Origin of the sequence: Chitinolyticbacter meiyuanensis, from assembly GCF_008033135.1 — a bacterium.
Lineage (GTDB): Bacteria > Pseudomonadota > Gammaproteobacteria > Burkholderiales > Chitinibacteraceae > Chitinolyticbacter > Chitinolyticbacter meiyuanensis.
The window spans coordinates 1,928,992-1,955,905 of the sequence record NZ_CP041335.1 but is presented as its reverse complement, the minus strand read 5'-3'; the positions used below and the strand labels follow the sequence as shown (position 1 = coordinate 1,955,905).

The following is a 26,914-nucleotide window of genomic DNA, read 5'->3' as shown; positions in this document are numbered from 1 at the left end:
GCCTTGGCGAATAGGATCAGAACAGCGCTTCTTGGACATAGATCACGTCGTTTTCCTGCACGCGATCCGTCAACTTGACAGCGAGTTCCTGCACCGAGCCGTCGCCAGCGGTGCGATGGACAGCCACATTGCGATGGGACGCGCGCGGATTGAAGCCACCGGCCGATGCGAGCGCCTGCATCACGGTCATGTTGTTCTCCAGCCGGAAATTGCCGGGCCGGTTCACTTCGCCATAGACATAGAACTGCTGCATGCGCGGCACGAACACCACATCACCGCTGAAGACCTTGGCGCCATCTGCGGTCGGGTTGGCCGGGTTGACCAGTTGCGACAACAGCACTTCCCGGCGCTCCGTGCCGCGTACCAGCACGACACGATCACCGCCGTTGACGCTGACGCCACCGGCGAGCGCAATCGCATCGACGAGGCTGGTCGGGCTGTCGAGCTGGTAGCGCCCGGGGCGGTTGACTTCACCGACCACCGAGATGCGCTGGCTGCGGTACTGGGTGATCAGCACGTTCACATGCGCCTTGCGCAGGAACTGCCCGCGCTCGAGCGCCTCGGAAACGCGTTTGGCCGCTTCGGTGAAGCTCAAGTTGTTCAGATCGAGCAGCCCCACCAGCGGAAACGCCAGCTTGCCATCCTGGGTCAGCTGCGCCTCGGTATCGAGGTCGGCATGGTCGTAGACCGTGACGCGGACCACGTCCCCCGGCCCCAAGCGGTATTCGCCCGCGTTGTCCGCGTGGGCCACCATGGCCAGCAGCAGCCAGCCGAACATTGTCACTATCAGTTTTTTCATTTTTTCCACCTCTGTGCGCGCCGGCAGGCGCGCGGATTACAACTTGGTCTGCCCCGGTTGCACGGCGGCATCACGCGGTGCGGCCGGCTGGGCAGCAAACCGCTTTACATACTCGACCTTGGCTGCGGCGCGCAAACCCGCGAGTTGCTGGCGCGCTTCTTCCTGCATCCGGGTGTTCTGCAGATAGCTGCGGATGAAGGGCTCGGCCTGTTTCTCGTTCAGCGGGGCGGCATCGGCACTCAGGTGCTGCAGCAGCAACAGGCGATCGCCATCAGGGAGCGCGACGATATCGCCCGGATGCGATGCGTCGATCTGATCGAGCATGGGCAGCGGGAGCTGCTCGGCAGCGCGCTTCATCTCGGTTGCCTGGAATTCGACGCCACCGGCATTGAGCACCGCGCGCACTTCCTCCGGCGTCTTGGCGGCGTCGAGCTGGCTGGTCACGTTCTCCGGCAACGCCTTTTGCGCCACCGAGAACGCGGCAAAGCGATAGACCTTGCGACCTTCGAACAGCGCAGGATGGGCACGGTAGAACTCGGTGATGTCTTCGGAACTCGGAGTCTTCTGTGCCAGCAACCGTTCGGCGGCAGCCTGCGCCAATACCTGCCGGCGCGCGTGTTCGATCGCCTGCAGCACCGTCGGATCACGATCGAGTTTTTGCTTGACGGCCTGCTGTACCAGCAGCTCCTGATCGACCAGCTGGTCCAGTGCGGCTTGCCGCGCAGCGTTCTCGTCCTTGCCAGGACGGCCTTGGTGCGCCAGTACGTAATTGAGTTGCAGGCCGGTGATTTCGGTGTCGTTGACGCGCGCGAGCACCTGGCTCGGTGAGCTGGGCTTTTCGCCGCTGCAAGCAGTCAGCAGGGCGAGCAGGATCAGGGCGGCGAAGCCGCGCGCAGGGTGAAACTGGGGCATGGCGTGATGTCCGTGGAATAAAGGCATGGGCTTAATAGGCGTGCTTGTCGCGCAGCATCGAGGTGGCCGTCTGCAGCACGATCTTGAGATCGAGCCAGAACGACCAGTTGCGCAGGTAATCGAGATCGAATTCGATGCGACGCTGCATCTTGTCGATAGTGTCGGTCTCGCCACGGTAACCGTTGACCTGCGCCCAGCCGGTGATGCCCGGCTTGACCTTGTGACGGATCATGTAGCCGGGGATCAGCTTGCGGTACATCTCGTTGTGGGCATTGGCGTGCGGGCGCGGGCCGACGATACTCATCTTGCCTTCGAGCACGTTGATGAACTGCGGCAGCTCATCGAGCGAGGTCTTGCGGATGAAGCCGCCGATCGGGGTCAGGCGCTGATCGTTCTTCTTGGCCTGCGTCACCTTGTCGCCGTCTTCCATCACCGTCATCGAGCGGAACTTGTAGACCAGGATGCTCTGACCGTCGGCGCCATAGCGGCGTTGCTTGAACAGCACCGGCCCCGCAGAGGTGAACTTCACCGCGATGGCGACACCGAGCATGATCGGCCAGATCAGTGCGAGGATGAGCAAGGCCAGCACGATGTCCGAGACGCGCTTGACGATGCCGGACATGCCAACGAAGGGGCTTTCGCACACCGCCACCACCGGAATGCCTGCCACGTGGTCGAACCGAGCCTGGATCAGATCGCAGACGAAGAAATCGGGCAGGAAATAGATCGAGGAGGTGCTGTCCTTCAGATCCTCCAGCAACGCCAGCACCCGCGGCTGCGAGGTCATCGGCAGCGAGACGTAGATCTGGTGAACATTGTGTTCCTTGGCATAGGCGGCCAGATGCTCCAGGCGCCCCAGCAGCTCGCCTTCCTGCACCCGGTCGAGCCGATCAAGACCACGATCATCGAAGTAGCCAAGGAATTCGAGCTTGAGTTCGGGGTTGTCGCGAATCTTCTGCGCCAGCGCCTGACCTGCAGGATTGGCACCGACGACGATGGCACGACGGGTGGCAACCAGATCACCGCGGCGATTGAGCAGCAGCGTGCGGAACAGCAGGTGCACTGCCAGCAGCGTCAGCGGCGCGGCCACCACCCAAGCGATCATGAATGGCGGATAGAGGTAGGCATTGAAGCCGGAAAAGCGGCCAAGCAGCCATAACGCAGCTACCACGCACAGCCAGCCTGCAGTGAAACGGCCGACGCCCATCAGCGGCCGGCTGATCCCGGGCACAAACAGGAAGGAGCCGTCGAGCAACAACGAGGTCAGCAGGAAGGCCAGTGCCGCCCACACCAACAGGTAGCCGTTCCAGGCTACCTCGAATGGGATGGCCAGCAGGTAGAACACGGCGACCACCACCACGGGGTCAAGGAAGGTCTTGCAGAAGCTGGCAATGGGCGCAGCATTGGCCAGTTGGCCAAAGCGCTGATCACGTCCCGCCAGTTGGGCGACGCCGGGTTGCAGCGGCAACACCGCCGGCGCCGGCAAGATCAAGTCGGCATTTGCATTCATGTCCGTTACCTCAGTGGCCCTCCCGGTAGGGCTGGCGTTATCGCGTTTTCGGGACCGGGATCGGGTCCCCGCCGCTGTTGTTGTTCAGAATCGGCCCAGCAAGCTGGCGCCATACACCGTGCTGTCGTAGTCCTGCGTGGATAGATCGGCGTCCCGCTGCTGCCATTGCGCATAGGCCTGCGCCGTGATGGCCCGATGCAGCTGGTAGTCGATACCGGCCCGGAAATAGGTGGTACTGTCGTCCAATCCTGCAATTTCGCTCCGCGCAGCCTCGCGATCTTCCCGCCGGGCTGTCAGCCGCAAGTCGATCTTGCTGGTTGCTGCGTAACTTGCCTCCAGCTGGTAGCGGTCGATGATCCGTCGCACCAGGTTCTGACCTGGGTCATCGAAACTGCGCGACAACTCAAGCCCCAGCTCCAGCCGATTGATCGGCTTCCAGGTGGCATTCAATGCACCGACGAAGTTGTCGCTCGCATCGCCACCCTCGAACCGCTCCCATTGCGCCCAGCCGATGCTGCCACCCAACTGGGTCAGCGCCGTTACCGGCCACTGCCATACCAGATCGATACCTTGCTGACGAAAACCGCGCCGGTCGACCACCAAGCTTGGTAAAGGCTCGCGATACTCCAGCTCGGCGTAACTCGCCTGCACCCCGACCTGACTACCCTTGCCGGTACTTGCCGTCATGCCCAGCGTCCAGCGGGTCTGGTCATAATCGAGGTCCTGCCGGGTGTCATGCCGTTCGCTCGACACCTCGACACTGCCGCTGGCCATCCAGCGGCTGTTCAGCTGCCAATCCGCCCGGGCCTCGCCGCGCCGGTTGCGATACATGTCGACGATGCCTCTCGACACGTCCTCGAACGACGACAAGGCCTCCCGATCACCATAACTGAGCCGCCCAGACCAATCGTTGCCCACCTGCCAACGCCAGCCGAAGTCGCCGCGCCAGCCGGTGTAGTCGAGATCGTCGTAATGCTGGTACATCGGCCGATACACCTCGGCATCGGCGTAGAACGCCTGCCGTGATACCGGCCATTGCCCGCGTAACGCCATCCTTGGCTCGATCACGGTATCGCTGCGCTGGTCATCACCAAGCCGCCCAACCGGATCCACGCCATCGCCCAGACGAAACAGGTTGTCGTCGTGGCGCACACCAAGTTGGGCCTCGAGCACCACAGGGTCCGTCGGGTCGTAGGCCGCCCAAGCTGGCAAGGCCAACACGCCAACAAGCAAACCACCGCTCCAAGGTCTCAACGTGTGAACCAGCCCACAAAACTTTACAGCCAGAGAAATTTTCGACAATTGTTTCAAAGTTGTTCTTTCGCGTCAATTCGCCATCTACCGCGCATGTCGCAACGCACCAATTGCGCTCCATCAAAGCGCACCAATTTTACGACGTGATGACATTCTCGCCATGACGTTCATCGCCAGCCAACGTGAATTCATCACAAAAATTTACGAAAACACTGATTTTCAAAGACTTAAAGCCATGATGGCATGTAACCCATTACGGATATGCTACATGTCGAAGTTGAATCCATGAATGCTGCACTACACAATTATTCAATTAAAATCTAATATTCTATTTGCTAATTTTTTCACTTACTGATAATTACAAACCTTACAAAAGCCAACTATTTCAGATAATCGACACGATTTCCTGATTGAGCGGTGGTAAGCAATGCCTTGCGCATACCACCCGCTCCGGCCGTCGTCGGACAGCCGGCCGAAAACCTTCGGCTGCATGTCCTCATTTGCCGGGCCAAAGGTAGGCGGGTTGATGCCGCCTACATCGCCACAAACCAGCCGAGTTGTGGCATAGTCTCGCCCTCGGGCCTCTAGCTCATGTTGGTTAGAGCAGCGGACTCATTCAGAAAGAGTGACCTTCGCCAGAAATGGCGATTGCAAATCGGGTGAACTCAGGGAAACCTAACGGCACATGTGCCCATGGCAATCCTGAGCCAAGCCGGAGCTACAGCTCCGGAAGGTGCAGAGACTAGCGGAGGGGTAGAGCCCCCTTAATCACCGCCTCGAGCGCCCGACATCTGACCGCGGCCGAAGTGCCGGCGAAGATGATGAGATAGTCCAAGGTGATGGGGAAACCCGTCGTAACTTGAATCCGTTGGTGCCGAGTTCGACTCTCGGGAGGCCCACCAAGATCAGAAAGCCCCGGCACTGCCGGGGCTTTTCGTTACTGCCGTTCGCGGCACAACAAAAAACCCGGCCGAAGCCGGGTTTTTTGTTGTCATCGCATCCGATCACTGATCGTTGCTCACGCTCTCAAGGAAACTCTTGAGGCGCTCCGACCGGGTCGGGTGGCGCAACTTGCGCAGCGCCTTGGCCTCGATCTGGCGAATCCGCTCGCGCGTCACGTCGAACTGCTTGCCCACCTCTTCCAGCGTATGGTCGGTGTTCATATCGATACCAAAACGCATGCGCAGCACCTTGGCCTCACGCGGGGTGAGCGTGTCGAGGATTTCCTTGGTGGCTTCGCGCAGACCGGCATACACGGCAGCATCCGACGGCGCCATGTTGTTCTGGTCCTCGATGAAGTCGCCCAGGTGTGAATCGTCGTCGTCGCCGATCGGCGTTTCCATCGAGATCGGCTCCTTCGCGATCTTGAGGATCTTGCGGATCTTCTCCTCCGGCATTTCCATCTTTTCGGACAGCTCTTCCGGCGTCGCCTCCTGACCAGTTTCCTGCAGGATCTGGCGCTGGATGCGGTTCATCTTGTTGATCGTTTCGATCATGTGCACCGGAATCCGGATGGTGCGCGCCTGATCGGCGATCGAGCGGGTGATGGCCTGACGGATCCACCACGTGGCATAGGTCGAGAACTTGTAGCCGCGACGGTATTCGAACTTGTCCACCGCCTTCATCAGGCCGATGTTGCCTTCCTGGATCAGATCGAGGAACTGCAGACCGCGGTTGGTGTACTTCTTGGCGATCGAGATCACCAAGCGCAGGTTGGCCTCGATCATCTCGCGCTTGGCGCGACGAGCCTTGGCTTCACCCGTCGACATCTGGCGGTTGATTTCCTTGAGCTCCTTGATCGGCACCATGGCGCGTTCCTGCAGCTCGGCCAGCTTGCCCTGCTTTTCCATCACCGCATGCTGGTAGCGCTCCAGCACATCGGAATACTTGCGACCAGCTGCGATTTCCTCGACCACCCATTGGGTATCGGTCTCGCGGCCCGGGAAGGTCTTGATGAAGTGATCACGCGGCATCTGCACCTTCTGCAGGCAGATGTCCATGATCTCGCGCTCGTAGCCACGGATCTCGTCGACCATGGTGCGCAGCTGATCACAGAGCGCTTCGACCTGGCGCGCCGAGAAGCGCACGAACTGGAACTGCTCGGCGATCGCCTGCTGCGCCGCCAAATAGTTCTTGCCCTGTACGCCTTCCTTGACCAGCGCCTTGAGCATGGCCTCGAACTGCTTGCGGATCGGCTCGAAGTGCTCGCGCACCTGGCCTTTGAGCAGTTCGAGATTGGCGCTGGCCTGCGAGGCCGAATCACCCTCTTCGTCCTCCTCGCCTTCCTCGCCGTCGGCTTCGAGCTCTTCCTCTTCGGCTATTTCCGGCGCCGGCGCTTCTTCGACCGCATTCGGATCGATGATGGCGTCGACGACCTCGTCGATACGGATTTCGTCGTTCAGACCCTTGTCCACTAGCTCCAGAATGGTCTGGATGGTGGTCGGGCAGGCCGAGATGGCCTGGATCATGTGCTTGAGGCCTTCCTCGATCCGTTTGGCGATCTCGATTTCGCCTTCACGGGTGAGGAGCTCCACCGTGCCCATCTCGCGCATGTACATGCGCACCGGGTCGGTGGTACGGCCGAACTCGGAATCAACCGACGACAGCGCGGCTTCGGCCTCTTCGGCAGCGTCATCATCGGTGACGGCCGGCGTCGCGTCGGACATCAACAGGTCTTCGGCGTCGGGCGCCTCGTCATAGACCTGGATGCCCATGTTGCTGATCATGCTGATCACGCCTTCGATCTGCTCGGCGTCGAGCATGTCTTCAGGCAGGTGATCGTTGATCTCAGCGTAGGTAAGGTAACCGCGCTCCTTGCCAAGCACGATCAGCAGTTTGAACTTGGCCTTGCGGGCCTCTGCGTCCAGCTTCTCGCCGCCTTCGCGCTTGGACTCCTTGAAGTCCGTGCGTTCTGCGTCTTCTTTGTCGAACTCGTGATCTGCCGCCATGTGTCTCGGGACTCAGAAAGATTCGGAAAAACCGAGGATTATATCAGATCGGTACGACCAGTTGCCGCCGTATAGATTCCGATCACCGCTGAAATTTTTGTCGCTTCTGTTGTTGTTCTGCCGCCACCAGGGCGATGTATTCCTGCTTTTCGTCTTCGGTCAGGCCACCATGCGCGGCCCGATACTCGAGCTGGGACTTGCGGTCCAGTGTAGTCGCTAGCGCCATCGACTGCCCGAGCACCGCCAGCGTCTCGGCAAACTCCTTCTGCAACAATTCGCGATCCGCCTGCCCTTTGCCGAACAGGTTGTTCGCCTGTGCCGACAATGTCAGCAACTGCTCGAACTCCACCTCGCCACGCCACAGTTCGACCAGCTGCATGCCCGAATCGAACTGCCCGTAATCCCGGGCTGCGCTCAACACTGCACGCGTCAGCCTGGCCTTGCCTTCATCCTGCCAGCCGATCCACACCGGATCGCCATCTCGCGCCAGCGCCGGATCAGCCAGCACCAAGTGCAACAGCCGTTCATAAGGGTCCTGCCGCACCTTCACCGGTGCGAGCACTGGCCGCTCGCGGCGGCCATCACGCTTCCAGCCACGCTCGCCCCGAGGCTGCCAGTCGTTGCCGTCCCGTCGGCGGCGCTCTTGCGGTGGCGCTAATTCCGGCGCGGCCACATCGCTGGTCCGTCCTTCCAAGATGTGGTCGAGTTCGACCAGTTCCAAGCGGCACAATTGCCCCAGCCGCTTCTTCAACATCACGGCGTACGCAGGGGCCTTCACCCGCGCCAGCAAGGGCTTGGCCAGATGGATCAGCCGCGCCCGGCCTTCCTCGGTTTCCAGCTCGACCTGGCTCGCCAGTTCGCGCAGCATGAACTGCGCCAGTGGCGTTGCCTCCTGCACCACGAGCTGCTCGAAACGCTCACGCCCGAAGGCCTGCACGTAGGAGTCCGGATCGTGCTCTTCAGGCAGGAACAAAAACGTTAGCTTCTTGCCATCGGCCAGGATGTCGAGGCTGTTTTCCAGCGCACGCCAGGCGGCGCGACGGCCGGCCTTGTCGCCGTCGAAGCAGAACACCACGTCGTCAGCGAGCTTGATCAGCTTCTTCAGATGTTCTGGCGTGCAGGCAGTGCCCAGCGTTGCCACGGCATATTCGACGCCGTGCTGTGCCAGCATTACCACGTCCATATAGCCTTCGACCACCAGCACCCGGCCAACATCGCGGATGGCCGCGCGGGCCTGGGTCAGGCCATACAGCTCCCGCCCCTTCTCGAACACCGGTGTTTCCGGCGAATTCAAATACTTGGGCTTGGCATCGCCCATCACCCGACCACCAAAACCGATGACCGAGCCGCGCTGATTGAAGATGGGGAACATCACCCGGTCACGGAAACGGTCGTAGCGGCGATGCGCTTCCTCATCCAGCCCCACAAGACCGGCCTCGACCAGCAGCTTGTTCCAGTCGTAGTCCTCGAACACCGCCTTCAAGCCCTGCCCACCCGGCGCATAGCCGAGGCCGTAGCGCGCCGCGGTCCGCCCCTCCAGCCCACGCCCCTTCAGATAGGCGATGGCTTGTGGTGCGGTCTTGAGCTGCTGGCGATAGAAATCGCTGGCAGCCTTCAACACATCGAACACGCCCGGCTCGGTCTTGGGGCCGCTCGGTATGCCACCCTCTTCCTGCGGCACTTGCACGCCGACGATGTCGGCGAGCTTGCGGATCGACTCGGGGTAGGACAACCCCTCGTACTCCATGACGAAGCCGATCGCCGAGCCGTGCGCCCCGCAGCCGAAGCAGTGATAGAACTGCTTGGTGGGACTGACGGTGAACGATGGAGACTTTTCCTTGTGGAACGGGCAGCAGGCGGCGTAATTCTGCCCCGCCTTCTTCAGCGGCAGGTAGCGCTCGATCACGTCGACAATGTCGACGCGGCCGAGCAGGTCCTGGATGAAGGAATCGGGGATGCGTGCCATTTATGCCGTCGGAGCCGTAGCGACGAAGCCGGTCTTGATGCCATCGCGAAAACCGCAGTAGCGATAGAAATCGACGACGCCGGGATCGCGCGCGCTGGTCGACAGCATCACCTTGTAGCAATCGGCCTGCCAGGCATGTGCCACCGCCGTGGCCAACACCGCGCGGGCCAAACCCTGTCGCCGGTAGCCGGGCAGCGTGACCACGTTCTCGATCAACGCGTACGAGCGCGCCCCGCGCGTGAGGTTGGGCACGATGATGGCAGTGCAGCTCGCCGCGGCCACGCCGTCGTCCGCCTCCGCCAGCCACACCGAAACACCCGGCTGCGCTAGCAGGCGCGACCAGGTAACCTGCGCCTCGGCATCGTCGAGCACCGGGTCATCCGGGTTCAGCGCCGCCATCAGTGCAAGCATTGCCGGCAGGTCGGACGCCGTTGCCAATCGGACCGGGATCAAGCCATCCGCGCCTTGACGAGCTTGCTGACCTCGCCCATGTCGGCACGACCGGCGAGTTGACCCTTGAGATCCGCCATGATCTTGCCCATCGCGGCCGGAGTCTTGCCGTGAGCGGCAATTACCACATCAATGGCAGCGATCACTTCGGCATCAGACAGGCGCTGCGGCATGAAATCAAGCAGCACGGCCACTTCCGCCTTTTCCTTATCAGCCAGGTCCTGACGCTGGGCCGCCTCGTATTGCTCGATGCTGTCCTTGCGCTGCTTGAGCATCTTGTCGATCACCGCGATCACTGCGGCATCGTCGAGCTCGATACGCTCGTCGACCTCGCGTTGCTTGATCGCCGCCATCATCAGGCGGATCACGCCGAGGCGCTCGGTCTGGCGCTCCTTCATGGCGGTCTTCATCGCTTCCTGGATACGGGCCTTGAGGCTCATGGACACTCCTGTAGACAAAACAGGCCGACCGACCGCAGAACAGCGGCGATGGTCGACCAGATAGAAGAAGATGGCAGAAAGACGGAAAGGCCGCTCGATGGCGGCCTTTTCGAAACCCGAACGCGGTCGAGTCTTAGTACAGCTTCGGCGGCAGCTGTTGGCTGCGCAGACGCTTGTAGTTGCGCTTTACGGCTGCGGCCAGCTTGCGCTTGCGTTCGGCAGTGGGCTTCTCGTAGAACTCGCGCGAACGCAGTTCGGTGAGCAGGCCGGTCTTTTCTACCGAGCGCTTGAAGCGGCGCATCGCAACTTCAAACGGCTCGTTTTCTTTAACGCGTACAGAAGGCATCGAGGCGAAATCCTGTTTGAACCAAGTGAGATTACTTGAATGAAGGCGACGATTATCCTGCAGTCAAGCAATCATGTCAAAACCTTCTCTTTGCCTGCGGCCTGCGAACGATTACGATGTTGCGTTTTCCGCACGTCTGGGCAGCCGCATGCTGGTATTGGGCATCGAATCATCTTGCGACGAAACGGGGATCGCACTCTACCACACCGAGGCTGGCCTGCTGGCGCATCGCATCCATTCGCAGATTGCCATGCACACCGAGTATGGCGGCGTAGTGCCCGAGCTCGCCTCGCGCGACCATATCCGCCGCGCACTGCCGCTGCTCGATGCTTGTCTCGCCGAATCGGGCAAGCAGCTCGCCGATGTCGATGCCATTGCCTATACGCAAGGCCCCGGCCTCGCCGGCGCCCTGCTGGTCGGCGCCTCGGTCGCCAACGCGCTGGGCTTTGCGCTGCAAAAACCGGTGATCGGTGTGCATCACCTGGAAGGCCACCTGCTCTCGCCGCTACTGGCAGAGCCAAAACCGGCGTTTCCCTTTGTCGCACTGCTGGTCTCCGGCGGCCATACGCAGTTGATGGCGGTGCATGGCATCGGTCAGTACGAGCTGCTCGGCGAGACCGTCGACGACGCTGCCGGCGAAGCCTTCGACAAATCGGCCAAGCTGCTCGGTCTCGGCTATCCCGGCGGGCCGGCACTCTCCAAACTCGCCGATACCGGCGATGCCAGCCGTTTCAAGCTGCCGCGCCCGATGCTGCATTCGGGCGATCTCGACTTCAGCTTCTCCGGTCTCAAGACCGCGGTGCTCAAGCTGGTCACCGAGCAATCGCCGCTTGACGACACCACCCGGGCCGACATCTGCGCCGCATTCCAGGAAGCCATCGTCGAGGTACTGCTGAAGAAATGCCTGGCGGCAATGAAACAGACCGGCATGCAGCGGCTGGTGATCGCCGGTGGTGTGGGCGCCAACCGGCAATTGCGTGCGACGCTCGATGAGGCGGCTCTCCGCCGCCGCTTTACCGTCTATTACCCGCCGCTGGCGCTGTGTACCGACAATGGCGCGATGATCGCCTACGCTGGCGCGATGCGGCTGCAGCATGCGGTACCGAGCTACGGTTACGGCGTGAAGCCGCGCTGGGATCTGGCGAGCCTGCCTGCTGCCTGATTAATCCAATATCTATCGATTCACATCCACCACGAAGCGGCCACGGTGCCGGCCTTCAATGATGTCCTGCGCCACGAGCAGCGTATCGGCGAGCGCGATCTCCGTGACGATGTTTTCCAGCCCTGCGATATCGAGATCGCGCGCCAAGCGCTGCCAGGCCTCGCTGCGCTTGGCAGGTGATGCGTAGACGCTGTCGATCCCATAGAGCGTGACACCGCGCAGGATGAAGGGCGCCACCGTCGCAGGTAGTTCCATGCCCTGCGCCAGGCCACAGGCGGCGACAGCGCCACCGTAGCGCACCTGGGCACACGCATTGGCCAGCGTGTGGCTGCCGGCGGTATCGATCACCGCCGCCCAGCGCTCCTTCTGCAGCGGCTTGCCACTGCGGGCGAATTCCTCGCGCTCCAACACTTCGCGCGCGCCCAGGATCTGCAGGTAGGCCCCGGCATCGGCCTTGCCGGTCAGCGCTGCCACTTGGTAGCCCAGCCGGGCGAGCAGCATCACCGCAATCGATCCGACACCGCCTGTCGCCCCCGTCACCAGCACGCTGCCGCTTTCCGGACCGATGCCATGCCGCTCCAGCGCCAGCACGCACAACATCGCGGTGTAGCCGGCGGTGCCGACGGCCATGGCTTGGCGCGGCGTAAAGCCCTGTGGCAGCTTCACCAGCCAGTCACCCTTGAGCCGCGCCTTCTGCGCGAGACACCCCCAGTGCCCCTCACCGACGCCCCAACCGTTGAGCACGACCAAATCACCCACGGCAAAATCCGGATGCCGCGATTCGAGCACTTCACCTGCGCCATCCACGCCCGGCACCATGGGCCAGCTGCGTACCACTGGCGAACGATCGGTGATCGCCAGTGCATCCTTGTAGTTGAGCGTCGAGTAATGCACGCCGACCAGCACGTCGCCATCGGGCAGCGCCACCTCGTCGAGCTCGGCAAGCTGTGCCTCGAAATAGCCATCCTCGCGCCTGAGCAATACCGTTTTAAACATCGGCCCCTCCGTATCCCGCGATTGACGCGGTTCGCTCCGATTGACGATAACGATAGCCCCATCGTTCACGAGACACGATTGCGATGAACCTGTACCTGCGACTGTTCTGGCTGCTGCTCACAGCCCGCTGGCGCTCGCGTTGCGACCTGCTCGGGCCGTGCCGGCTCGCATTGCGGATCTGGCCCAACGATCTCGATCTATACCGCCATGTGAACAACGGGCGGTACTACACGCTGCTCGACCTGGCGCGCACCGACCTGATGCTACGCTCCGGCTTGGCCGGCAAGATCAGTGCGGCCGGTTGGTTTCCGGTGGTGACCTTGTCGACAATGCGCTATCGCAAGGCCTTGACTGTGTTCCAGCGTGTCGAGATCGAAACCGCGGTACTCGGCTGGGATGAGCGCTCGGTCTATCTGCAGCAGCGCTTCTGGCATGGTGGCGAAATCGCTGCATCTGCCGTGATCCAGGCGCGCTTCGTGCGCCGCAGTGGCGGCTCGGTGCCCAGCACCGAGCTGATGGCGCTGGCAGGCCACGACGAAGCTTCGCCAACCCTTCCCGATTGGCTGCAGGCCTGGGCGAAAGAGGCCGCCGACCCCAAGTAGCCCCGCTATCGCAAGGACGGCAAAACTCGTATGCTCGGGGCAAACCCTGCGGAATCACACGCATGATCCGTCTCCTCGCCTTGATCACCGGCCTGACGCTGCTGCTCGCCAATACCGCTACTGCCCAATGCAGCCGCCCGCTGCGGGTGGCCATGGAGGACTGGCCGCCCTATGTCTACCGCGACAGCCGCGGCGCCCCCACCGGGCTCGACATCGAGCTGTTGAACGCCATCGTCAAGGCCGCGGGATGCACATTGCAGGTGCTGGACGATGTGCCGCGCAGCCGGCGCCACCTGATGCACCAGCGCGGCGAACTCGATCTGCTGCTCGCCGCATCGGTAACCGACGAGCGCAAGCGCTACAGCCGTTTCACGCTGCCTTATCGCCCGGAGGCGGTCGGGATATTCGCTCGTGCCGACGAAGCCGCGCGCTACGACAAACTCAAGGGCTTCGACGACATCCTGGCGCAACGCATCGGCCTGCTCACTCCCAACAATGGCTGGTACGGCGACGACTACGCCCGGCATCTCTCCGACCTGAAAGCCAGTGGGCAGCTGCAGCATTTCGAAACCTTCACCCAGGGCATGCGCATGCTCAAGGCCAAGCGCGCCGAACTGATGATGGGCGACGTCGGCGCCATGGTCTACGAGGCACGCTTCAACGTGAAACTCGCGATCCAGCAGTTGCCTCTGGTGCCCAACGAGGCACCGGTGCATCTGATGTTGAGCCGCGCCAGCACCACCGAAGCGGATCTGGCCGCGCTCGATGCCGCCATCACCAAGTTGGAAACGAATGGCACGCTGGGCAAGCTGCGGCAGAAGTACGGCTTGCGATAAATCGCGTGGATCGCGATTCTCACCGCTGGTTCAGGGAATATTCAACATGACTATGTCAAGGCCAACGCTAGGATAGGGCCATTCCCCCAACTGGAGCGCGGCCATGACCGAAGACCACGTGATCCATGCTCTGAGCCTGATCCAGGCGATTTCGGGCATCAAGCTCAGTACGGAACAGCTGGCACAGCTGACCAGCGAATCCCGCGCACTGGGCAACGCCATCGCCCACTGGCATGGCGAGCGCAGCGAAGCCGGGCCGATCGCGCAAGCCTTGTCCCAAGCCTTGCTGAAGCAGCCGTGGCCAACCGGCACTGCCGTGGAAAAACAGGGCGAGTTCATTGGGCGGCTGCAGGCTGCCGCCGACGAACGCGGCTACGACGTGGTGCCGATCGCGGACTAGGACAGTACAGGCGTCGCCGGTAGAATCGCGCCTTTTGCTGCCCGGTGCTGCGCCGGGCCATGCTGCAGGCAGGAGCCATGACCCAGATTCACGACGACGCCCTCTCCCGCATTCGCGTGGTGCTGTCGCACACCTCGCACCCGGGCAACATCGGCTCGACCGCACGCGCCATGAAGACCATGGGCCTGAGCCGGCTCTATCTCGTCAATCCCAAGGAATTCCCATCACCGGTGGCGACCTCGCTCGCCTCCAGTGCCGACGACCTGCTCGATACCGCCATCGTCGTCGACAACATGGAAGCGGCGCTCGCCGGTACCACCATCCAGGTGGCGTTGACCGCTCGCCGGCGTGAGCTGGTACTGCCGCTACAAACGCCACGCCAACTGGCGCCCGAACTCGTCAACGAGGCCGCGCATGGCGGCGAGGTGGCACTGGTGTTCGGTACCGAGATGAGCGGGCTCACCATCGACGAGGTGCGGCTGTGCAACCGCCTCGTCACCATTCCCACCAGTCAGACCTACTCCAGCCTCAACCTCGCCCAGGCCGTCCAAGTGATGACCTACGAGCTGCGCAGCACGCTGGACGACGACGTGAGCTGGCTGGCCGAAAAGCCAAGCTATGCCTCGCACGAACATGTGGAACTGTTCCTGACGCATCTGGAATCGACGCTGTCGACCATCGGCTTTCTCAAACCCTATGCACCGAAGCGACTGATGCCGCGACTGCGCCGACTGTTTCAGCGCACCCGTCTGGAACAGGAAGAGGTGGACATCCTGCGCGGCGTACTGCGGGCAACGCTGGAATACGGTGAGCGGGATCGGTCGACCGGTGAAGACGGCTAGCCGACGATCACCCTACTTTGCCGGCCAGATGCCGTTTTCGCAGAAAGTACGGCACAGACGCACCGAAGCGGAGCTCGCAGCGCCATCACCCACCATGGCATAGGTCTGCGTCAATACACGCGCCGGCGAGTCGGGAGACTGCGCAACCTCGCTGACCGGCACATCTTCCTGCAACTGAGCATAGGGATTGAAGCTACCAGACTCGACCACCTCACCCAATGCAGGGCCTTCGGGCCCGGCTTCCAACGGCTCGGCCACATCGAAGGCGAAAACGGTCAGAGGCAACAACAACAGTAGAGTAAGCAGGCGACGCGGCATGAGATTCCCGGCGCTGGGCAGCAAATTGGAACCGACGCATTGTGCATCGCAATGCATCGGAACATGCGCACCCTCGTCGCCCGCCACCTGCCGGTGGTCGGCACCGGTTATTCCAGATAACGCCGGCCGCCGTAGCCGGTCAGCCCCATCACCACCCGCACGGCGCCAAAGCAGCCCCATACCAGCGAACGCCACCACCAGCCGACGCGCGTGACCTGCTCCAGCGAAACCCGCCGCGAATTGCGCGCGATATGGCGCTGGATATCGGCCCGCAGCTCCTCTGCCACCTCGGCGTCGTGCACGAACAGGTTGGCCTCCCGCGCCAGCAGCAGGCTGAATGGATCGAGATTGCTCGAGCCCACCGTCGCCCACTCGCCATCGATCACCGCCGCCTTGGCATGCATGAAGCCAGCCCGATATTCGTAGATTTCCATGCCCGACTTGAGAAAGCGTCGGTAATAGGCGCGAGTGGCCCAGTGCAGCAGGAAATGATCGACCTGGCCTTGCAGCACCAGCACCACCGTCACGCCGCGTGCCGCAGCCGCACGCAAGGCGTGCCGGAAGCGATAGCCAGGCAGGAAATAGGCATTGGCGATGATGATCTCGCGCCGGGCTCGCCGGATCGCCTGCAGGTAGGCATGCTCGATATCGTGGCGATGCCGCAGATTATCGCGGATGGCAAACGAGGCTACCGCGCTGCCGCTCGCGGCCAGCTGCAACGGCACCCGGCTCTTGGCCGCCCATTCGCGCTGCAGCTGTACCCATGCAGTATGCCGCCACAAGCGATCCGCCGCGGCATGCATCTGCGCCAGGAGCGGCCCTTCCACCCGGAAGGCATAGTCGTAGCGCGGCGCCAAGCGCAGCGGGCCCGGCTCCTGATCGGTAAGGATGTTGATGCCGCCGACGAAGGCCACGCGGCCGTCGACGATCGCGAGCTTGCGATGCAGCCGCCGCAAACGGCTGTGATTGAGTGAGAGCGGCCGGATGTCCGGGCGGAAGAACAACAGCCACGCACCGGCTGCCGCCAGGCGCTGCTGCCAGAGGTCGGGAAAGGCACGCGCGCCGAAGCCGTCGATCTGGAGCTTGACGTTGACGCCGCGCAGCGCCGCCGCTTCCAGCGCCGTCACCACGCGCTCGCCGATGTCATCCTGTTCGAACAGGTAGGTCTCGAGAAAGATCTCCACCCGCGCCATCTCGATCTCGGCGAGCAACACCGCGAAGAAGTCAGCGCCGTTGTACAGCAGCCGGACGCGATGGCCGCCGGCGTAGTGCACCTTGATCGGCGGCGGGATCCGCCAATGGCGCAGCCGTTGCAGCGTCGCCTGACGGCTCATTCGCCGCCCTCGTCGCGGTGCAATGTGGCATACAGCGGCGCGTGGTCGGACAAGCCGACCCATGGTGGCCCGCCGAGCACGCTGGCCGCCTCGATCCGCATGCCGCGCACGTAGATGCGGTCCAGCGTCAACAGCGGCAAACGCGCCGGAAAGCTCTTGGCCGGCGCGCCGTGCTTCTGCTCGAAGGCTTCGGCCAACCCCAGCTCGGTATGCAGGAACGGCGTCGCCTCGCGTCGCCAATCGTTGAAGTCACCAGCCAGTACCATCGGCGCGCCCATCGGTACCTCCGCCTGCACATATTCGGCCAGCAACCGCAGTTGCTGGCGTCGGTCATTGGCACGCAGGTTGAGGTGGACCGACAACGCATGCAGCGGCCGCCGCCAGCCCGGCACCTCCAGCACCGCGTGCAGCAGGCCGCGCTGCTCGAGCCGGTGCAGGGTCAGGTCGTGATTGTCCCAACGCCGCACCGGGAAGCGCGACAGTAGGGCATTGCCGTGATGGCCGTGCCGATGGCTGGCATTGCGACCGTACAGCGCGATCAGCTCGTCGCCTGCCAGGTATTCGTGCTGCGGCCCCGGCCAGTTGGCAAAGCGGCGCTGCTTGACCAGATGCTCGCCCTGCACTTCCTGCAGCAGCACGACGTCGGGCGACAGCTGTGCCAGTGCCTGGCGCACATCGTGCACCACCAGCCTGCGGTTCAAGGCCGACAGACCCTTGTGGATGTTGTATGAGGCGACGCGCAGTACGTTTTCCAATTGAATCGGCGACTCCAGCTGACATCACGAAGGAACATCAATCCAGGTGCAACCAACAGGCGTCACACCCTGGCAGGCCGCACCCCGCTCTCAAATGATATGTGGCTGTGCGCAGCGATTTCCAAGCAATTGCTGGGCTCGACTTTCCGGGCAACTTCGCCATCTGCTCAACCGCAACAAAAAACCGGCCGAAACATCGGCCGGTTCTTGCACTCACTCCACCGCATTAAGCGGCGCGGGTCTGCAGCGCGGCAATGCGCTCGGGAATGCTGGGGTGGCTGGCGAACAAGGCCATCAGGCCACGGCCGCCGCCGGCAATGCCCGAAGCCGCCATATTGGCCGGCAATTCCCCGGCTTCCAGCCCGCCGAGGCGCTGCAGCGCGGCGATCATTGGCCGCGGCGTGCCCATGATGCGGGCGGCACCCTCGTCGGCGCGGTATTCGCGATGGCGCGAAAAGTAGGCCACGATCACGCTGGCCAGGATGCCGAATACGATCTCACAGACGAACACCGTGATGAAGAAACCAATGCCTTGCCCGGCCTGCGCATTGTCGTCGTTGCGCTTGAGGAAGGAATCGACGAAATAGCCGACCACCCGTGCCAGGAAGAACACGAAGGTGTTCACCACGCCCTGGATCAGCGTCAGCGTGACCATGTCGCCATTGGCGACGTGGGCAATCTCGTGCGCCAGCACCGCCTCGACTTCATCGCGATTCATCGTCTGCAACAGGCCGGTCGACACGGCGACCAGCGAGTTGCTCTTTGACGGACCGGTGGCGAAGGCGTTGGGTGCGCCCTCGTAGATCGCCACTTCGGGCATCGGGATATTGGCGCGCTGGGCCAGCTTGGCCACGGTTTCCATCAACCAGGCCTCGGCCTGGTTGCGCGGGGTTTCGATCACCTGGGCGCCGGTGGACCACTTGGCCATCATCTTGGAGATGGCGAGCGAGATGAAGGCGCCACCGAAACCGATGATGCCGGCAAACATCAGCAAGGCGCCGAAGTTGAGCCCGTTCGCGGTCAGGTAGCGGTTCACGCCGAGCAGGCTGGCCACGATGCTGAGCACCAGCATCACGGCGATGTTGGTCGCGATCAGCAGAAAGACGCGTTTCATTGAATCCCCCGTAGTCTTGGAATGCGTGCCTCAGCAGGGCCCGCGCGCAATCAGACCGTCTCGTCCGCCGCAGGTTCACTTTCCAGCACGATGCGGCTGGCCAGCACCTTGTCGATGCGCTTGCCGTCCATGTCCACCACTTCCAGTCGCCAGTTTTCCCAGGTGGCGATATCGGCGGTGTGCGGCAAGCGGCCGAGCAGCAGCATCATCATGCCGGACAGGGTGTGGTAACGGCCCTTGTCCTCCTCGGGCACCGCATTGAGCTCCAGTTTGTCCTTGAGCTCGGGGATGGGGATCAAGCCATCGAGCAACCAGGAGCCGTCCTCGCGCGCCACGGCCCAGGCGTTTTCGGTGTCATGCGGCATGAATTCGCCGGTGATCACTTCCAGGACATCCTGCAGCGTGACGAGGCCCTGCACTTCACCGTACTCGTCGACGACGAAGATCATCTCGACGCCGGAGGCGCGGATCTGCTCGAGCAGTTCCATGCCGGTCAGCGTCTCGGGCACGAACACGGCCGGGCGCAGCGGGCTGCTGGCGAGGTCCATCGCCTTGCCAGCCAGTGTCTGCTGCAGCAGGTCCTTGGCGCTGACGATGCCCAGCACGTTGGACAGGCCACCGCGGCAGACCGGGAAACGGGTGTAGTCGGCCTCAGCCACCTTGGCGACATTCACCTGAGCGTCATCCTCGAGGTCGAGGTAGATGATGTCCGAACGCGGAATCATCAGCGAGGCGATCTGGCGGTCATCGAGGCGGAACACATTGCGCAGCAGCGCGTGCTCGTTCTGCTCAATCACGCCGGCCTCGGAGCCTTCCTCCAGCATGGCGTGGATTTCATCCTCGGTCACGCTGGGGCCACTCTGGCCCTTGATGCCCAGCGTACGCAGCACCGCCTGGGTGGAGAACGACAGCAGGATGACGAAGGGGCGGGTCACGAAGGCCAGCCCTTCCATCGGCCGCGACACCAGCCGGGCAATGGCTTCCGGATTGATCTGGCCGATGCGCTTGGGCACGAGTTCGCCCAGCACGATGGAGAAATACGTCACCACGGCAACGACGATGAACAGCGCCAGCGGATCGCTGACATGCTGCGGCATGCCATAGGTTTCCAGCCAGTCGGCGAAGGGCTCAGCCAGCGCGGCCTCGCCCATGATGCCGGACAGCACGCCGATCGAGGTGATGCCGATCTGAATGGTGGAAAGGAAGCGGGTCGGATCCTCGCCGAGCTTGATCGCAGCTGCGGCCGAGACGTCGCCATTCTCGGCAAGCTTTGCCAAGCGGGCGCGGCGAGCGGTGACGAGCGCGATCTCTGACATCGCAAACAGTGCGTTCAGGAGGATAAGGCCAAGCAGGATCAGGATTTCCACGACAGCGCTCCATGATGGGATACGCCGCGCAAGGCGCAGGCAGCGGAGCTGTCGGTGCAGCGCCCGGTGAGGAAGATGGCGCTGAAGGGGGGGTAAGCGGGCTGTTGCCCATGGCACGCGGTTGCGCGCCTAGATCGAGGTTGACTCATATGCGGGGACAAGAGAGGCCCCGGTACTCCTTTGCAATGTGGCAAACAGCGGTGAATCTACCGCAATTTTTCCAGGCTGTCTGCCGCGCGGCCATGCTGCCTGCATTTCAGCAGGCCGGTGCACCCACGGTCAGTGCCAGGCCACCGGTGGCGGTTTCCTTGTACTGCTGCCGCATGTCGAGCCCGGTGCGATACATGGTGGCGATCACCTGATCCAGGCTGATCTTGTGCTCGCCATCCTCCAGCAGCGCCAGTTGCGCCACCTTGATCGCCTTCTCCGCAGCGATGCCGTTGCGCTCGATACAGGGAATCTGCACCAGGCCGCCGACCGGATCGCAGGTCAGCCCCAGGTGATGTTCCATGGCGATCTCGGCAGCGTTCTCGATCTGCGCGAGCGTACCGCCCAACACCGCGCAATAGGCACCGGCCGCCATCGAGCAGGCGACGCCCACCTCCCCCTGGCAGCCGACCTCCGCCCCGGAAATCGACGCATTCATCTTGTACAGCATGCCGATGGCACCTGCCGTCAGCAGGAAATCGACCATGCCCTGTTCGCTGGCGCGGGCGTCGAAGTTGCGCCAGTACTGCAGCACGGCCGGCACAATGCCGGCTGCGCCATTGGTTGGCGCCGTGACAATGCGCCCGCCCGCGGCGTTTTCCTCGTTCACCGCCATCGCGTAGAGCATCGGCCAGAGCATGATGTCGTGCCGGCCGGAAAGCTGCAGCGCCACCAGCTTGCGGAAGATGGCCGGAGCGCGGCGCCGTACCGCATAGCCGCCCGGCAAGGTGCCCTCGTGGCGGCAGCCGGCCTCAATGCAGTCGTGCATGGTGCGGGCGATCTCGAGCAGGCCCTGGCGCACCTCGACCGGGTGCCGGCAGGCACACTCGTTGGCCCAGGCGATCTCGGCGATGCTTTTGTGCTGTGCCCGGCAATGCACGAGCAGCTCCGCGGCAGAACGAAACGGATACGGCACGGCAAGCTCGGGCTGCGGCTGACCGAACTCCACCTCGCTGACGACGAAGCCGCCCCCAATCGAGTAGTAGGTTTGCTGCGCCAGCAACTCATCGGCGGCACTCCAGGCCGAGCAGCGCAAGCCGTTGGCGTGCAGCTTGAGGAATTCGTGCCGATGCAGCGTGATGTCACGGCGGTAGTCAAACCCGATATCGCGCTGCCCGGCTAGCCGCAGCGCAGCGCCAGCCTGCAGCGCCTCGGCCCGTGGCACGATGGCAGCCGGATCGCATCGTGCCGGCAACTGGCCTTCCAGCCCATTCAGCACGGCGCCGACCGTGCCATGGCCGTGACCGGTCAGCGCGAGCGAGCCGTAGAGATCGACCGCCACCCGTGCCACCGGCAGCGACACCACTTCCTGGGCGAAGCGCGCCGCAGCCAGCATCGGTCCCACGGTGTGGGAGCTCGACGGGCCGATGCCGATCTTGAACATGTCGAACACGCTGAGCATGGCTGCTCCTGGCGGCAGGATCGCTACCGCTGTCTGGCCAGTGCCGCCGATTGCGGCCCCTTCCCAGCCAGCTTGGCAGGCCGCGCGCCGTACGGCATCAGGGAAAACGTGAGGCACCGGTTTGCGCCAACGCAAAGCATGACGACGACCGTCCGGCGCATCCCTTCGTCCACAGAGCGGCACCAACGGCTTTCTGCCATAATCCGCCCGGTCATCAAAACGACATACTCACTTCATGTTTGATCTCTTCTCCGGGCTCGATGCCTGGGTCGCCATCAGCCTGGTGCTGGCGCTCGCCTTCGTGCTCACTTACGAGTTCATCAACGGGTTTCACGACACCGCCAACGCCGTTGCCACGGTGATCTACACCAAGGCAATGCCGCCGCACCTGGCGGTGATCTTCTCCGGCATCTTCAACTTCCTCGGCGTGCTGCTGGGCGGCGTCGGCGTGGCGTATGCCATCGTCCACCTGCTGCCGGTGGAACTGCTGATGAACGTAAACACCGGCCATGGCCTTGCCATGGTGTTCTCGCTGTTGGCCGCCGCCATCGTCTGGAACCTGGGCACCTGGTATTACGGTATCCCGGCATCGAGCTCGCACACGCTGATCGGCTCCATCCTCGGCGTGGGTCTGGCCAACGCGCTGATCACCGGCATTCCGCTCGGTGAGGGCATCAACTGGAAGAAGGCGATCGACATCGCGTTGTCGCTGGTGATCTCGCCCACCGCGGGCTTCCTGCTCGCGGGCGCCTTGCTGCTCGGCCTGAAATGGCTGCTGCCGCTCTCCAAGATGCACAAGACGCCGGAAACGCGCCGCGAGATCGATGGCAAGAAGCATCCGCCGTTCTGGAACCGCCTGGTGCTGGTGCTCTCGGCCATGGGCGTGAGCTTCGTGCATGGCTCCAACGATGGCCAGAAGGGCATCGGCCTGATCATGCTGGTGCTGATCGGCATTGTGCCGGCCAAGTTCGTGCTCGACCTCGATAGCACCACCTACCAGATCGAGCGCACCCGCGATGCCACCATCCACCTGCGCCAGTTCTACCAGCACAACACCGCCACGCTGTCGGACTACCTCGCACTCGGCCAGGGCAACAACGTGGACCTGCCGAAAAAATTCCGCTGCGACCCCAAGACCACCGAGCAAACCATCGCCGCCCTGCTGCTGGCGCTCGATGGCATCAAGGATTACCGAGAGCTCGCGCCGGAAGCGCGCTCGCAGGTCCGCCGCTATCTGCTGTGCCTGGACGACACCGCCAAGAAGGTGGGCAAGCTGCCGCAGATGAGCAGCCGCGACAAGAAGGATCTCGACAACCTGCGCAAGGATCTGACCGCCACCACCGAATACGCGCCCTTCTGGGTGATCCTCGCCGTGGCGCTGGCACTGGGTATCGGCACCATGGTGGGCTGGAAGCGCGTGGTGCTCACTGTTGGCGAGAAGATCGGCAAGCAGGGCATGACCTATGCCCAGGGCATGAGTGCGCAGATCATCGCCGCCATCTCCATCGGCTTTGCCAACATCTTCAGCCTGCCGGTATCGACCACCCACGTGCTGTCATCCGGGGTCGCTGGCACCATGGTGGCCAACCGCAGCGGCCTGCACGCCGGCACGGTGCGCAGCATCCTGCTCGCTTGGGTGTTCACCTTGCCGGTATCGATGGGCCTGTCGGCATCGTTGTTCTGGCTGGCGACCAAGCTGTTCGTCTGAAGCGACCGATTCGCCGACAAAAAAGCCACCGCAACGGTGGCTTTTTTGTTGCTGCAGCCCCATGGCGCTTGCAATTCCCGGATTAATTCTTTAATTTCTGTTTTAACAGAAATGGAGAAAACCATGCAGCTCACACCGGTCAAGCAGAAGTTCATCCTGCACTGGGGCGAAATGGGCACACGCTGGGGCGTGAACCGCACCGTCTCGCAGATCCACGCCCTGCTGTTCCTTGCCGATGCACCGCTCCATGCCGAGGAAATCGCCGAAACGCTGGTCGTCGCCCGCTCCAATGTAAGTAACAGCCTGAAGGAGCTGCAGAGCTGGGGCCTTGTCAAGGTGGTGCATGTGCTCGGCGATCGGCGCGATCACTTCGAGACCAGCAAGGACGTGTGGCAACTGTTTCGCACCATCGTGGACGAGCGCAAGCGACGCGAGTTCGATCCCACGCTCACCGTGCTGCGCGAATGCGTGATGGAGCAAGGCGAAGCCGATGACGCCGCAGCCCTGCAGCGCATGCAGGACGTACTCGATTTCATGGAAACGCTGACCGCGTGGATGAAGGAGATGGAAAACCTGCCGCCGGAAACCTTGATGAAGATCCTCAAGCTTGGCGCCAAGGTACAGAAACTGCTGGGGCGTGATACCTGAGCATTCGTTCCCGCCATCTCAGCCCGCTGCTGCGGGCTTTTCACGGCAGGATAATTTCTCTTTATACAGAAACATCGAACAAGGAGAACATCATGAACACGGTTTACTACGACAGCCGCAACCTCGCCTGCCGGATGGAAATCACGCTGCTGCGCCGTCTTGGTCGCGACATGGCTTGGCAGGATATCAACGCGCCCGGCTTCGATTGCCACCCGCTCGGCATCGAAGACAACACCTTGCGCAGCGCGCTGCATCTGCGCGACGCGGATGGCAGCTGGATCACTGGCATCGCTGCAGTGCGCACCATGTACCGCCACTGTCGCCTGAGCTGGCTGGCCGCACTCAGCGAATGGGCACCGTTGCGGCCCGGTATCGAAGCGGCCTACAGCGCCTTCGCCCGCCGCCATGCGCGCAACCATCCCACCACGCAGGAGGCCTGATCATGCTGACCATCTGGTACGACGGGAGCTGCCCGTTCTGCAGCCGCAGCATGCACGCGTTGCAGCGCCGCGCACCGCATGCGCTTCGCCTGATCGATGCGGCCGATCCCGCCGTCGATGTCGCCAGCCACGGTTTGCAACGCGAGGCCTTGATGCATAGCCTGCATGTGGAAGACGGCAGCGGGCGGCGGCAAACCGGCTTTGCCGCCGTTTACGCGGTGTTCGCTGCCGCGGGCCTCGGCTGGCTGGCGTGGCCACTGCGGATCCGACCGCTGCAGCCGTTGTGGCAGTACGCCTATGCGCAGCTCGCCCGCAATCGCTACCTGCTGAGCACGGTGCTGAAGCTGGACTGCCCGAACGGCAGCTGCACGCTGCGCGCCACGGAGCCCCGTCAATGACGCAACGCATCCTGCTGCTCGGCGCCGATGGCTTCATCGGCCAGCATCTGGCCACCGCCCTGCGCGCCCACGGCCATGCCGTGGTGGCCGGCGTAAGGCAGCCAAGCACCACTGACGATATCGGCGTCGACTTCCTCATCGATCACGACCCCGCCGTGTGGCAAGCACGACTGCATGGCATCGATACCGTGATCAACGCAGTCGGGTTGTTTCGTGCCAGCGACGAGGACTACACCAGCGTCCATGTCACCGCACCACGAGCGCTGTATGCCGCCTGCCGCGAAGCGGGCATCCGCCGGGTGGTGCTGATCTCGGCGCTGGGCGCTTCGCCGCAGGGCGAGACGGCCTACTGGCGCAGCAAGGCCGCCGGCGAGGCAGCACTGCAGGCGTCCGGCGTGCCATGGACCATCGTGCGCCCCGGTTTGGTCTATGGTCCGGCCGGCGCCAGCAGCCAGTTGTTCTCGCGGCTTGGCAGCCTGCCGCTACTGGCCTTGCCCGCTGCCGGCCCGGTGCAACCAATCCACATCGAAGACCTGGCCACTGGCTGCGCAGCCCTGCTGGACATCGAGCGCAGCAGTGGCATGGTGTACGAGGCCACGGGCCCAACGATGCTGGCCTTGGCCGACTACCTGCGCCTGTTGGCCGGTCGGCCGCGAGGGCGCGTCCTGCGCTTGCCGGGCTGGCTGGCAATGACTGCGGCACGTGCGCTCGAGCGCTGGCCAAGCAACCTGCTCAGCCGCGACAGCCTGACCATGCTCGCGCGCGGCAGCCATGGTGACGGTAGCGCATTCGCGGCACTGCTCAACCGACCGCTGTGTTCACCAGCCAGTTTCAACGATGCGGCCAGCCGCTGGGCACTGCAGCGCTGGCAGATCGGCTGGCTGCTGCGTGGCGCGCTCGCCTTCGTCTGGCTGGCGACGGCCTGGGTGTCGCTGTTCGTCTATCCGGTGGCGAGTAGCCACCAGCTGCTGGCAGCCTGCGGCCTTCCCAACTCACTGTTCGAGCCGTTGCGCATCGGAGCAGCTGGGCTCGATGCCGTGTTCGGCGTGCTGACGCTGTTGCGCCCCGGACGCCGGCTATGGCGGTGGCAGCTCGCCTTGATCGCCAGCTACAGCGCCCTCGTCGCACTTTGCCTGCCCGAGTTTCTTGCCCACCCGTTCGGCCCCCTGACCAAGAATGCCGCACTCTTGGCCGCACTCGCCGCACTGTTGATCCTGGAGGAAACCACGCCATGCACGACTACCTGATCGTCAAGACGCTGCACATCCTGTCAGCCACGCTGATGTTCGGCACCGGCTTTGGCACGGCCTTCTACATGTTCTTCACCAACCGCAGCCGCAATGTCGCAGCCATCGCGGTCGTCACGCGCTGGGTGGCGCGCGCCGACTGGTGGTTCACCACACCGGCGGTGATCTTCCAGCCGCTGTCCGGCTGGTGGCTGATGCGCCAGCTGGGTTGGGAGGTGGGCTGGAACTGGGTGGGGCTGACGCTACTGCTCTATGCCATTGCCGGCGCCTGCTGGCTGCCAGTGGTCTGGCTACAGTTGAGGATGCGCGACATGGCGCAAATTGCATACGCCCAGTCAACCGAGCTGCCAGCGCGCTACTGGCACTACGAGCGATGGTGGACGGTACTGGGCTTTCCCGCCTTCGGCGGACTGCTGATCGTGTATTGGCTAATGGTAGCGAAGCCTTTCTAAGGATCGCCAAGGCCCTCGCGCCGTGTGATCGGCCAGCCTGCCGGTGAAGCCGGCACTGCAT

The 26,914-nt window shown here is 63.1% G+C and carries 27 protein-coding genes; 11 read left to right on the top strand and 16 right to left on the bottom strand.

All coding sequences use genetic code 11. The features are described 5' to 3' along the window. Positions 1 to 16 precede the first annotated feature (16 nt). The 9 genes from FLM21_RS09485 to rpsU form a co-directional block, all read right to left on the bottom strand. Positions 17 to 799, bottom strand: coding sequence for an SLBB domain-containing protein (locus FLM21_RS09485; protein ID WP_148715336.1), 783 nt, complete (start codon positions 797 to 799; stop codon positions 17 to 19). Between the two features lie 36 nt (positions 800 to 835). Continuing rightward, entirely contained in the window at positions 836 to 1,711 is an 876-nt protein-coding gene (locus FLM21_RS09480; RefSeq protein WP_187360169.1) for an EpsD family peptidyl-prolyl cis-trans isomerase, read from the bottom strand. A gap of 31 nt (positions 1,712 to 1,742) precedes the next feature. Continuing rightward, complete coding sequence (locus tag FLM21_RS09475; protein WP_148715334.1) at positions 1,743 to 3,221, bottom strand: undecaprenyl-phosphate glucose phosphotransferase; 1,479 nt, start codon at positions 3,219 to 3,221, stop codon at positions 1,743 to 1,745. 84 nt (positions 3,222 to 3,305) lie between these two features. Beyond that, complete coding sequence (locus FLM21_RS09470; RefSeq protein WP_148715333.1) at positions 3,306 to 4,394, bottom strand: porin family protein; 1,089 nt, start codon at positions 4,392 to 4,394, stop codon at positions 3,306 to 3,308. Between the two features lie 1,085 nt (positions 4,395 to 5,479). Beyond that, positions 5,480 to 7,423, bottom strand: coding sequence for an RNA polymerase sigma factor RpoD (rpoD, locus tag FLM21_RS09465; protein ID WP_148715332.1), 1,944 nt, complete (start codon positions 7,421 to 7,423; stop codon positions 5,480 to 5,482). Between the two features lie 82 nt (positions 7,424 to 7,505). Continuing rightward, positions 7,506 to 9,389, bottom strand: coding sequence for a DNA primase (gene dnaG, locus FLM21_RS09460; protein ID WP_148715331.1), 1,884 nt, complete (start codon positions 9,387 to 9,389; stop codon positions 7,506 to 7,508). Next, positions 9,390 to 9,800 (bottom strand): GNAT family N-acetyltransferase, encoded by a 411-nt coding sequence (locus FLM21_RS09455; protein WP_148715330.1) that lies wholly within the window; start codon positions 9,798 to 9,800, stop codon positions 9,390 to 9,392. Positions 9,801 to 9,838: 38 nt separating this feature from the next. Beyond that, complete coding sequence (locus tag FLM21_RS09450; RefSeq protein WP_148715329.1) at positions 9,839 to 10,279, bottom strand: GatB/YqeY domain-containing protein; 441 nt, start codon at positions 10,277 to 10,279, stop codon at positions 9,839 to 9,841. 133 nt (positions 10,280 to 10,412) lie between these two features. Continuing rightward, the gene (rpsU, locus tag FLM21_RS09445; RefSeq protein ID WP_148715328.1) at positions 10,413 to 10,625 is read right to left on the bottom strand and encodes a 30S ribosomal protein S21; all 213 of its coding nucleotides are present in this window, start codon (positions 10,623 to 10,625) and stop codon (positions 10,413 to 10,415) included. Positions 10,626 to 10,773: 148 nt separating this feature from the next. On the opposite strand from rpsU, the gene tsaD reads away from it, so the two are divergent. After that, positions 10,774 to 11,787: a tRNA (adenosine(37)-N6)-threonylcarbamoyltransferase complex transferase subunit TsaD gene (tsaD, locus tag FLM21_RS09440; protein WP_148717502.1), complete on the top strand. Its 1,014-nt coding sequence runs from the start codon at positions 10,774 to 10,776 to the stop codon at positions 11,785 to 11,787. Between the two features lie 12 nt (positions 11,788 to 11,799). On the opposite strand, the gene acuI is transcribed toward tsaD, so the two are convergent. Then, positions 11,800 to 12,783: an acrylyl-CoA reductase (NADPH) gene (acuI, locus tag FLM21_RS09435; protein WP_148715327.1), complete on the bottom strand. Its 984-nt coding sequence runs from the start codon at positions 12,781 to 12,783 to the stop codon at positions 11,800 to 11,802. 83 nt (positions 12,784 to 12,866) lie between these two features. Here acuI and FLM21_RS09430 point away from each other — a divergent pair, with 83 nt between their 5' ends. From FLM21_RS09430 to FLM21_RS09415, 4 genes are all read left to right on the top strand, one after another. Beyond that, positions 12,867 to 13,385 (top strand): acyl-CoA thioesterase, encoded by a 519-nt coding sequence (locus FLM21_RS09430; RefSeq protein ID WP_148715326.1) that lies wholly within the window; start codon positions 12,867 to 12,869, stop codon positions 13,383 to 13,385. Positions 13,386 to 13,447: 62 nt separating this feature from the next. Continuing rightward, positions 13,448 to 14,221, top strand: a complete 774-nt coding sequence (locus FLM21_RS09425) for a substrate-binding periplasmic protein (protein ID WP_148715325.1) — start codon at positions 13,448 to 13,450, stop codon at positions 14,219 to 14,221. A gap of 103 nt (positions 14,222 to 14,324) precedes the next feature. Then, positions 14,325 to 14,621, top strand: coding sequence for a hypothetical protein (locus FLM21_RS09420; protein WP_148715324.1), 297 nt, complete (start codon positions 14,325 to 14,327; stop codon positions 14,619 to 14,621). 77 nt (positions 14,622 to 14,698) lie between these two features. Further along, on the top strand, positions 14,699 to 15,463 hold the full coding sequence (locus FLM21_RS09415) for an RNA methyltransferase (protein WP_148715323.1): 765 nt from the start codon (positions 14,699 to 14,701) through the stop codon (positions 15,461 to 15,463). A gap of 12 nt (positions 15,464 to 15,475) precedes the next feature. Here FLM21_RS09415 and FLM21_RS09410 read toward each other — a convergent pair whose 3' ends face one another. From FLM21_RS09410 to FLM21_RS09385, 6 genes are all read right to left on the bottom strand, one after another. Then, positions 15,476 to 15,781 carry a hypothetical protein gene (locus tag FLM21_RS09410; RefSeq protein WP_148715322.1) on the bottom strand — a complete coding sequence of 102 codons (306 nt, stop codon included), beginning with the start codon at positions 15,779 to 15,781 and terminating at the stop codon, positions 15,476 to 15,478. Between the two features lie 107 nt (positions 15,782 to 15,888). Further along, entirely contained in the window at positions 15,889 to 17,115 is a 1,227-nt protein-coding gene (clsB, locus tag FLM21_RS09405; RefSeq protein ID WP_187360168.1) for a cardiolipin synthase ClsB, read from the bottom strand. Continuing rightward, positions 17,112 to 17,870: an endonuclease/exonuclease/phosphatase family protein gene (locus tag FLM21_RS09400; RefSeq protein WP_148715321.1), complete on the bottom strand. Its 759-nt coding sequence runs from the start codon at positions 17,868 to 17,870 to the stop codon at positions 17,112 to 17,114. The genes clsB and FLM21_RS09400 overlap by 4 nt, the downstream gene beginning before the upstream one ends. A gap of 226 nt (positions 17,871 to 18,096) precedes the next feature. Beyond that, positions 18,097 to 18,984 (bottom strand): protease HtpX, encoded by an 888-nt coding sequence (htpX, locus tag FLM21_RS09395; RefSeq protein ID WP_148715320.1) that lies wholly within the window; start codon positions 18,982 to 18,984, stop codon positions 18,097 to 18,099. 50 nt (positions 18,985 to 19,034) lie between these two features. Then, positions 19,035 to 20,351, bottom strand: a complete 1,317-nt coding sequence (locus tag FLM21_RS09390; protein WP_148715319.1) for a hemolysin family protein — start codon at positions 20,349 to 20,351, stop codon at positions 19,035 to 19,037. A gap of 256 nt (positions 20,352 to 20,607) precedes the next feature. Further along, complete coding sequence (locus tag FLM21_RS09385) at positions 20,608 to 21,960, bottom strand: L-serine ammonia-lyase (RefSeq protein ID WP_148715318.1); 1,353 nt, start codon at positions 21,958 to 21,960, stop codon at positions 20,608 to 20,610. Between the two features lie 235 nt (positions 21,961 to 22,195). Here FLM21_RS09385 and FLM21_RS09380 point away from each other — a divergent pair, with 235 nt between their 5' ends. From FLM21_RS09380 to FLM21_RS09355, 6 genes are all read left to right on the top strand, one after another. Further along, positions 22,196 to 23,668: an inorganic phosphate transporter gene (locus tag FLM21_RS09380; RefSeq protein WP_148715317.1), complete on the top strand. Its 1,473-nt coding sequence runs from the start codon at positions 22,196 to 22,198 to the stop codon at positions 23,666 to 23,668. A 123-nt stretch (positions 23,669 to 23,791) separates the two neighbouring features. Continuing rightward, positions 23,792 to 24,316 carry a GbsR/MarR family transcriptional regulator gene (locus FLM21_RS09375; protein WP_148715316.1) on the top strand — a complete coding sequence of 175 codons (525 nt, stop codon included), beginning with the start codon at positions 23,792 to 23,794 and terminating at the stop codon, positions 24,314 to 24,316. 92 nt (positions 24,317 to 24,408) lie between these two features. Next, positions 24,409 to 24,756 (top strand): thiol-disulfide oxidoreductase DCC family protein, encoded by a 348-nt coding sequence (locus FLM21_RS09370; RefSeq protein WP_148715315.1) that lies wholly within the window; start codon positions 24,409 to 24,411, stop codon positions 24,754 to 24,756. A 2-nt stretch (positions 24,757 to 24,758) separates the two neighbouring features. Further along, complete coding sequence (locus FLM21_RS09365; RefSeq protein WP_187360167.1) at positions 24,759 to 25,154, top strand: thiol-disulfide oxidoreductase DCC family protein; 396 nt, start codon at positions 24,759 to 24,761, stop codon at positions 25,152 to 25,154. Next, entirely contained in the window at positions 25,151 to 26,401 is a 1,251-nt protein-coding gene (locus FLM21_RS09360; RefSeq protein WP_148715313.1) for an SDR family oxidoreductase, read from the top strand. The genes FLM21_RS09365 and FLM21_RS09360 overlap by 4 nt, the downstream gene beginning before the upstream one ends. Continuing rightward, positions 26,386 to 26,853, top strand: coding sequence for a DUF2269 family protein (locus FLM21_RS09355; protein WP_148715312.1), 468 nt, complete (start codon positions 26,386 to 26,388; stop codon positions 26,851 to 26,853). The genes FLM21_RS09360 and FLM21_RS09355 overlap by 16 nt, the downstream gene beginning before the upstream one ends. Positions 26,854 to 26,914 lie beyond the last annotated feature (61 nt).

Coding starts and splice junctions, on each gene's coding strand:
- FLM21_RS09485 (WP_148715336.1), bottom strand. CDS start 799: ATGAAAAAACTGATAGTGACAATGTTCGGCTGGCTGCTGCTGGCCATG.
- FLM21_RS09480 (WP_187360169.1), bottom strand. CDS start 1,711: ATGCCCCAGTTTCACCCTGCGCGCGGCTTCGCCGCCCTGATCCTGCTC.
- FLM21_RS09475 (WP_148715334.1), bottom strand. CDS start 3,221: ATGAATGCAAATGCCGACTTGATCTTGCCGGCGCCGGCGGTGTTGCCG.
- rpoD (WP_148715332.1), bottom strand. CDS start 7,423: ATGGCGGCAGATCACGAGTTCGACAAAGAAGACGCAGAACGCACGGAC.
- dnaG (WP_148715331.1), bottom strand. CDS start 9,389: ATGGCACGCATCCCCGATTCCTTCATCCAGGACCTGCTCGGCCGCGTC.
- FLM21_RS09455 (WP_148715330.1), bottom strand. CDS start 9,800: ATGCTTGCACTGATGGCGGCGCTGAACCCGGATGACCCGGTGCTCGAC.
- FLM21_RS09450 (WP_148715329.1), bottom strand. CDS start 10,279: ATGAGCCTCAAGGCCCGTATCCAGGAAGCGATGAAGACCGCCATGAAG.
- rpsU (WP_148715328.1), bottom strand. CDS start 10,625: ATGCCTTCTGTACGCGTTAAAGAAAACGAGCCGTTTGAAGTTGCGATG.
- tsaD (WP_148717502.1), top strand. CDS start 10,774: ATGCTGGTATTGGGCATCGAATCATCTTGCGACGAAACGGGGATCGCA.
- acuI (WP_148715327.1), bottom strand. CDS start 12,783: ATGTTTAAAACGGTATTGCTCAGGCGCGAGGATGGCTATTTCGAGGCA.
- FLM21_RS09430 (WP_148715326.1), top strand. CDS start 12,867: ATGAACCTGTACCTGCGACTGTTCTGGCTGCTGCTCACAGCCCGCTGG.
- FLM21_RS09425 (WP_148715325.1), top strand. CDS start 13,448: ATGATCCGTCTCCTCGCCTTGATCACCGGCCTGACGCTGCTGCTCGCC.
- FLM21_RS09420 (WP_148715324.1), top strand. CDS start 14,325: ATGACCGAAGACCACGTGATCCATGCTCTGAGCCTGATCCAGGCGATT.
- FLM21_RS09415 (WP_148715323.1), top strand. CDS start 14,699: ATGACCCAGATTCACGACGACGCCCTCTCCCGCATTCGCGTGGTGCTG.
- FLM21_RS09410 (WP_148715322.1), bottom strand. CDS start 15,781: ATGCCGCGTCGCCTGCTTACTCTACTGTTGTTGTTGCCTCTGACCGTT.
- clsB (WP_187360168.1), bottom strand. CDS start 17,115: ATGAGCCGTCAGGCGACGCTGCAACGGCTGCGCCATTGGCGGATCCCG.
- htpX (WP_148715320.1), bottom strand. CDS start 18,984: ATGAAACGCGTCTTTCTGCTGATCGCGACCAACATCGCCGTGATGCTG.
- FLM21_RS09385 (WP_148715318.1), bottom strand. CDS start 21,960: ATGCTCAGCGTGTTCGACATGTTCAAGATCGGCATCGGCCCGTCGAGC.
- FLM21_RS09380 (WP_148715317.1), top strand. CDS start 22,196: ATGTTTGATCTCTTCTCCGGGCTCGATGCCTGGGTCGCCATCAGCCTG.
- FLM21_RS09375 (WP_148715316.1), top strand. CDS start 23,792: ATGCAGCTCACACCGGTCAAGCAGAAGTTCATCCTGCACTGGGGCGAA.
- FLM21_RS09370 (WP_148715315.1), top strand. CDS start 24,409: ATGAACACGGTTTACTACGACAGCCGCAACCTCGCCTGCCGGATGGAA.
- FLM21_RS09365 (WP_187360167.1), top strand. CDS start 24,759: ATGCTGACCATCTGGTACGACGGGAGCTGCCCGTTCTGCAGCCGCAGC.
- FLM21_RS09360 (WP_148715313.1), top strand. CDS start 25,151: ATGACGCAACGCATCCTGCTGCTCGGCGCCGATGGCTTCATCGGCCAG.
- FLM21_RS09355 (WP_148715312.1), top strand. CDS start 26,386: ATGCACGACTACCTGATCGTCAAGACGCTGCACATCCTGTCAGCCACG.